Raw genomic sequence first — 7,234 nt, forward strand, 5'->3', positions numbered from 1 at the left:
GGCGCGACCGGTTTGTGGGCCGATCTGAGAGGTCGATTTTCTCGCGCGGGAACTGAAAAAACCAAGGAGCGACTTTTTCAAATGTGAGGGACTTCCCCAACCTGAGGCGACGTTGAAGTCGCACGGCATCGAGTGCCAGGATTGAGGTGTCAGCCATCAATCTGAACAGGAGAGGAAGTCATGGAGGGACCAGCTTACTACCGTCGGTATCGACCTGGCAAAGGATGTGTTTGCCGTTTGCGTTCTCGATGTCACGGGCTCAGTTATCGAGCGGCGTGTACTGCGACGCGACGCCTTCATGCGCTGGGCCGAACGGTTAGCACCGTGCCGCGCCGCGATGGAAGCGTGCGGTTCGTCCCATCACTGGGGACGCTGGTTTGCAGCTCGCGGTCACACGGCCCGGCTGATTCCGGCCGAGTTCGTCAAGCCGTTCAGGTTGGGTGGCAAGAATGATGCAGCCGATGCTGAGGCCATCGCCGTTGCGGCGCGGCAGCCGACGATGCGTTTTGTGGCGATCAAATCCGTCGAGCAGCAGGCGATCCTGGCGTGGCATAGCGTGCGTGCAGGCTGGCACGAGGAACGGACGGCATTGCTGAACAGCACGCGCGGGCTGCTGGCAGAATTCGGCGTGGTAATTGCTCGTTCTGCGGACCGGTTTCTCGGCGCATTGCCCACCCTGATCGAAGACCCCAGGCTGCCTGACCCGGTGCGCGCTATGTTGCTCGAAGTGCGCGAACAACTGGCCGCGCTGAACCTGAGGCTCGCTCGCTGCGACCAGCAGATCGCCTCTCACGCCCGATCCAGTGACGTTGCAAGACGCGCCGGCGAATTGCTCGGTATCGGTCCGGTGACCTCGAGCGCGCTGGCCGCCACGGTGCCTGACGCGAAGGTCTTCAGAAATGGCAGACAGTTCGGCGCCTGGCTGGGCTTGACGCCGCGACAGCACAGCTCGGGCGGCAGGACCCGGCTGGGGCATATCAGCCTGCGCGGAAACGTCTATCTGCGCACGCTGCTCGTTCAGGGCGCCCGAAGTATATTGCAGTCGGCGTTGCGTGCCGACCCCACGCACGCAAGCCGCCTGCAACGATGGATCAGGCAGCTCCATGAACGCAAGGGATATCACAAGACGCTGATTGCGATTAACAACAAGCACGCACGGATGCTGTGGGCCATGCTCGCAAAGAACGAACGTTACGACGCCGATGCGTGGCAACGACATCCCATGCATCCGCCGTTACCACCCGGAGCGGCATGACCCGGTTAGCCTGAGACTCAACTCCTGCTCGACGCGATAGCAAGACGAGGTCGGACCGAACGGGAGAAGAACCCGACGATTCTGTTGGCGAGTCATTACCGCATGAGACTCAATGTCCCCTGCCTGTTCGCCGGTTTTCAAATAGGGTTCTCCTGTGCGGCTCATATCGTGGCCCGCCCGACACGCTCGGACAACAAGGCCGTTTGCAACGACGCAGTCTGTTCCTCGTATCGCCTGAACGTCGACAACGGAAAGTGCTATGACAACCCCATCAACAGGGCCACCTGCGAGGTTGGCGCGGCGCATCCGCACGCGCAAAAAATTCAACCCCGACCTTGACTCTCGGGGGAAGTCCTTGCAAACAGTATCGACCCATTTCCGCCTCTCACGCAGCGTTTTTCGACCGTCCGTTCCCGCGCGCACACGAGACGGTCGGTTGCCCAATGCGCCGCGATCAACGGCCCTTCTGCTACGGCTCTTCCCGCCGCGTCAATATCGACCTGGGGGGCAAAAGAAAGGTGCAGAAATGCTCAGCAGCGTCAGCCTGAACGGCCGACTGCTTCGACATAGGGGTTGGACGGGGCTGCACATCCCCGCCCAACCCTCTACGATTAGACGGCTAAAGCCGTCCGCCCTTACATCCCCGCCATGAATGACGGGGTCTTCCGGGCGACTGGATAAAGAACGTCCCCAAACTCACTGACCTACGGACGCGGTTGCCTCGTCTTCGGGTTCGCTACTGCTAAGACGCAAAGGCGGACCAGCCACATGGCGGGCGCCAGCCATGACGCAGGTGCCGCCCATTCGGCATGACTGGCAAAGCCGGGCAACGTGTTCGTGACTGGTAACAAGAACGACGTCGCTGACGCGCGAGCACGCCGGCATGCCGACGGCACCCAGCGACTTATGTCGACGGGTTGCCGTGCGTTCGCTCGCAATGTGGCAGCTTTACATCTTCACGATGTCCAGCAGCTTCTGCTTGCCTCCCACGTATTGATACCTCGAGATCACGCCGTGCTTGAGGTCGCCCTTGGAGTCGAACTGGGTTTCGCCGAGCACGCCGTGGTAATCGGTGGACGGCATCATGGCCAAGAGCTTGGCTGGATCGGTGGAGTTGGCGCGCTTCATCGCATCGACAATGATGTACACGGCGTCATAGGCAAACGGTGCGTAGACCTGGATCGGTTGATGGAAACGGGCTTCATAGCGCTTCTGGAAATCCGCGCCGCCGGCCATTTTCTCCAGCGGCATGCCGGCGATCGAACAGATGACGTTGTCGGTCGCGTCGCCAGCCAAATCCGACAACTTGGTGGTACATGCCCCGTCGCCGACCAGCACCTTCGCGGCAATCGCCAGTTGCTTGGCTTGCTTTGCGAACGGACCGGCCGTGGCATCCTCGCCGCCGTACATGATGACGTCCGGATGCTCGCCCTTGATCTTGGTCAGGATCGCGCGGAAGTCGACCGCCTTGTCGTTGGCCTCGTCGTGCGAGAGCACCGTCACGCCGCTGGCCTTAATTTTCGTTTCGAACTGGTCGGCCAGACCCTGCCCATACGAGGTCGCGTCGTCGACGATCGCCACCGATTTGGCCTTGAGCAGCCTTGATGCGTAGTCGGCCAGCGCCGGGCCTTGCTGCGCGTCGGTGCCCACGACGCGGTAGGTCGTCTTGAAGCCTTGCAGCGTGTAAGTCGGGTTGGTGGCCGCCGGCGAGATCTCGACGATGCCGGCATCGCTGTAGATCTTTGAAGCCGGGATCGAGGTGCCGGAATTCACGTGACCCACCACGGCGACGTCTTTGCCGTCCACCAACTTCTGGGCGGCCTCCGTGGCTTGGCGCGGGTCGGCCGCATCGTCTTGCGCATCGAGCTCCAGCGTGATCTTCTGGCCGCCGATCGTCAGGCCCTTCTGATTGATCTCTTCAATCGCAAGGCGGGCGCCGTTTTCGCTGTCCTTGCCGAGGTGGGCTGTACCCCCAGTCAGCGGTGCGACGTGACCGATTTTGACAACTTCATCCGCAATTGCGCCATTTGCGGCATTTGCGGCATTTGCGGCATTTGCGGCATTTGCGGCATTTGCGGCATTTGCGGCATTTGCGGCATTTGCGCCGAGAATGATCAAACCACTTCTAAGACTTAACGACAATGCGTGGCGCAACGTCATAAACATTATTATTTTCTCCAGCGTACGAGTTGACATCAATAGATAAAGGTACCAGGCTCCGTAAAGCAAAATCCGGGCCTCGTCGCTTCTGGAAGACGTTTCCGACTCAACGGCCAATCGAGATGTCACTCGACTCGTGCCAACTGGCTTCGTATCGATGGAGCCCGGCCGCCGCTGATCTATGGACGGACCGTGTTGAATGTGTAGATCCAATAGAAACCGATCGGGCAAGCCCTGCATACTATGGGAGCACAACGGCGGTGCGAAGCCGCTTGATGTGGTGCGTATATTCCGAATTTCAGTGCTTCAGCGGCTGAACAATGCGTCGTCGGAAGCACTCGATACGCGAACTTCAGGCCGCGATGGACAACGCGCGGCGCTATGTACGGCCACCAGCGAGCAGGGCGTGGGCAATCGGTCGAAAGCTTTCGCATCTCCAATCCGACATCGCGCTGGCGGGTTCAAGACACCGCACCTCGCAGGAACGTGTAATGCTCGACATCTCGCCGACCCGGCCATGGAGAGACAGTCGAACATCAGCGCCGAACGACCGAAGCTCGGCCGAACAACGGTCCTTCGCAGCGACATCGCGACCGTCCCTTGATGGCCGATCACTGCCTCATGCAAACGGCATGGACCGCCCGAATCTCGCACGGTCGCGATCGGCAGCACGCGACCCTGAACAGACATTCAGCTTTCCCGAATACAGTCATTCATCTGGTAGCCGGCGAGGCTACGTCAGTACGATCGCGTTCAACGACTCCCTCAATCTCAGCGAGCCGATTCAGCTTACGAAGTATGCTCGTTACCTGGTACACGAGGCGTGGGCTGCTGCCAATGGCCCCCCCCGGTTGCATGAGCAGAAATCAATCCAGTTCGCTGTAACGCCCCCAGCGCGGCGTTGTAGTCTTCGTGCTTCTCGAAAACGCTGGGCACCATCTCGGCGCGTGTTTGGGTCATTGGGTCGTCACCCACACGCGGCGTCCCGTCCACATTTGTTGAACACCGCAAAAATGTACCAAGTAGGGTGATTTCGTCGCGTCGTAAAGATGCAAGTAGGTCGGCGTAGTACAGAAAGTCGTCGGCGACGATACTCTTATCCCGCACCTGTCCGGCATAGACCGAGGCAAGTAATCGGAGATTCAATCGACCGGCACCTTCTTGGGCGGCACGCCAATATCGGTACAGGATCGACACCGATTCGTCGATGTCGTCTGTAGTTGGGGATGCGCTACCGCGACGAATTTCGTCCAGAAGAATCTCGCGAGCAGCTTCCTTGCGTTTTTCCATAACCGCGGACAACGCTGAGCCAAGGACGGCTCCGCTAGCGCTAGCAATAGCGCTGGTAGTCGCAGTGAGGGCGTCGCTAAACAAAGCACCAATCAAATCTGAAAGATCTGACATAGCGTAGGTGTTGGAGAGTCTTTTAGGTGAGCTTCGTGAACAATGCCCTGAGTTTCCGCGCGAGATCCGATGGTGCTTTTTCGACGTCGTAGATTTCAGACCACGAGTAGACGTGCTGGCCGGCAGCCTTGGCGCGCTTGTAGTGGCTGCCGGTATCGTTTGTGACGACCACGGCACCTTGTGAGAGTGCTGCGAGGAAGGCATCAGTACGGTTTTTCGGGATGACTTTGCCGGCACGGTGCGGGATATTGGTTGACCGGATGGTCTCGCCCATTTCTTCGGTAGCCCACATGCCGTGATCAAACCCAGAATAGGCACCCCCCGCTTCCGCAAAGCCAAAGATGCCGCGCTCTGTTGCAGCGACCAGAAGCGCCCGACACAACCGCTTCTCGGCCAGAGGGACTCGCTCGTTTTCGATGGCCTGCAGGTACTCTTCCGCCAGATCAAGCGTCACCGACAACACGAATTCGCTGCCTGCCACCGCCACGACAGGATTAATGCCCGCCCGGATCAAGTCGGGCAGCACGTTGTTATCGAAGTAAAGGTTCATGTCGCCGCGCCTCATTTCGTTTCATCTATTTCTTGAGAATCGCCACACATACCGGCGTCGATTGTCGCCGATCTTTACCTTGCAGTCGAATGTCTCTAACTGGGCGACGGCAGCCCGACGAGCGCGTCGAGACCCCGCCGCGCCCGGGCGACCGTTTCAGTGCCAGAAATCGATACGGCATAAGGAAATAAACGTGCACCCCAATTGGGCTGGCGTTAGGCATTCGGACTGCTGCGACTGGTCTGCTTCTATTTTCGGCTCTCCCGGTAGCAGTGGTGTCGCCACTCCGCTAGCCGCTTCGTGAGCCGGCGTTTCTGTCACCGTCAGCCTTCCCCATGACGTTAGGGTGGAATTGCGGGGTCGCCGCCAGTCGCCGGCTCTGGATATAGCGATCGACTGCATATAGTGCGACGGCCATCAGTGCCCACGAGGTTGGAACCACCCAGGGCGGGAACGTTTGTATCACGCCCGCATTTGTACATTCCAGACATAGAAGTGAGATACATACATCCAATGTGGCCCTCAAGTCGAAATCCACTCACACAAAATTCGGCAACCACTCCAACATTTAGTGTGGCAACCAGCGCGACGGCGCAGCTCATGGCAATGCTTTGTATCCGCAAAGGGCGTGCTCGCCCCACTGATAGGCCCCGATAATCGCCGAGACGGTTATGCCCACGGCGAAATTCATGCAATCAAAAGGACCCTCGGGTAGCAAAACGGCAAGAACGACTGCGCGAGACAATTAAAGGTAGCAGCGTATCGGGATGAAAAATCGAGGTTTGATCTGCGGGGAACGACACAATCTCATGCAGCGCAGACAACGGCGCCCTGTTGTCAACGGATGTGTTGTAGAAGGGGCGGTGGCGGCGACTCCCCATCGAGCCCTTGAAGCGCACGATAGGCTATTTCTTCTACCCGACTACAACTCTCCTACCCGACTTTAATGCCGAACGGGAGGTGTCTGGTGACGATACGCGGCAGATTGACGCTGCCAGTCAGGTGCCTGCTTCTGAAGAGTCATCAGTCAAATTTCATCGTCGCTACGCTCTGTTTATTGTTTCGCTTGGCACGACGACCAAAAGACGCGAGGCAACCCGCTCGCGGAGGACCAATGAGGTGTAGCCATGGATCGCAGGGACTTTCTGAAGAATGCCGGCATCGGCGCATCGATCGCCGCAACTGGGATACTACCTGGAGAAAGCAAGGCTGTGGAGAAGGGCCGTCGTGACCCACACGACGGCCGACCGCCAAACATCTTGTTCGTTCTGGTTGACGAGTTGCGTTATCCGCGGGTATTTCCGAAAGGGATCGGTAGCGCGGGCGAATTTCTGCAAACATATATGCCGCGAACTTATTCGCTATGGGCCGGCGGAGTGAAGTTTGCGGGGCATTACACGGCGGCTGTTGCATGCTCGCCGGCACGCGGGACGCTTGTGACAGGTCTATACTCGCAACAGACCTGGCTGCTCACCACGATACTCGATGCACCTGACACTCAGGTGTCGATCCAGCCGGTGCTCGGACGCGAGTATCCGACCTACGGAAAGCTGCTTCGCAACGCTGGCTATCGAACCCCCTACATTGGAAAGTGGCACCTGTCGGTGCCGCCTAGCGTCGCGGGCCGTCTCGCGGCATACGGGTTCGAAGGACTTACTTACCCGGATCCGACAGGCAGCAACCTTCAAGGCACTGTCGGCGACGAGGCGCAGGGCTATCTCAGCGACCGTGACATCGCTTCCCAAGCGGCCACGTGGCTAGGCGCGCGTCGTCCGGCCGAACGCCCGTGGTGTCTCACAGTGGGATTCATCAATCCACACGACAAAGAGTTTTTCCCCGCAGGAACAGAGTTTCAAACCTTCACC

The 7,234-nt window shown here is 58.9% G+C and carries 5 protein-coding genes; 2 read left to right on the plus strand and 3 right to left on the minus strand.

Going from position 1 to position 7,234, the window contains the following annotated elements:
• Positions 1-208: 208 nt before the first annotated feature.
• Positions 209-1,255, plus strand: a complete 1,047-nt coding sequence (locus tag PQR02_RS34180) for an IS110 family RNA-guided transposase (protein ID WP_408242153.1) — start codon at positions 209-211, stop codon at positions 1,253-1,255.
• Positions 1,256-2,203: 948 nt separating this feature from the next.
• On the opposite strand, the gene PQR02_RS34185 is transcribed toward PQR02_RS34180, so the two are convergent.
• The 3 genes from PQR02_RS34185 to PQR02_RS34195 form a co-directional block, all read right to left on the minus strand.
• Positions 2,204-3,373, minus strand: coding sequence for an ABC transporter substrate-binding protein (locus PQR02_RS34185; protein ID WP_494478101.1), 1,170 nt, complete (start codon positions 3,371-3,373; stop codon positions 2,204-2,206).
• An 831-nt stretch (positions 3,374-4,204) separates the two neighbouring features.
• Positions 4,205-4,819, minus strand: coding sequence for a hypothetical protein (locus PQR02_RS34190; protein ID WP_408242141.1), 615 nt, complete (start codon positions 4,817-4,819; stop codon positions 4,205-4,207).
• 22 nt (positions 4,820-4,841) lie between these two features.
• Positions 4,842-5,369 (minus strand): hypothetical protein, encoded by a 528-nt coding sequence (locus PQR02_RS34195; RefSeq protein WP_408242143.1) that lies wholly within the window; start codon positions 5,367-5,369, stop codon positions 4,842-4,844.
• A gap of 1,127 nt (positions 5,370-6,496) precedes the next feature.
• On the opposite strand from PQR02_RS34195, the gene PQR02_RS34200 reads away from it, so the two are divergent.
• Positions 6,497-7,234, plus strand: a 738-nt coding sequence (locus PQR02_RS34200; RefSeq protein WP_408242145.1) for a sulfatase-like hydrolase/transferase, incomplete at its 3' end; no start/stop codon positions are given.

This window comes from Paraburkholderia sediminicola (assembly GCF_046026895.1).
In the GTDB taxonomy this organism is placed as follows: Bacteria; Pseudomonadota; Gammaproteobacteria; order Burkholderiales; family Burkholderiaceae; genus Paraburkholderia; species Paraburkholderia sediminicola_C.

Excerpts from the sequence above, each read along its gene's own strand:
- PQR02_RS34190 (WP_408242141.1), bottom strand. The coding sequence starts at position 4,819 with ATGTCAGATCTTTCAGATTTGATTGGTGCTTTGTTTAGCGACGCCCTC.
- PQR02_RS34195 (WP_408242143.1), bottom strand. The coding sequence starts at position 5,369 with ATGAACCTTTACTTCGATAACAACGTGCTGCCCGACTTGATCCGGGCG.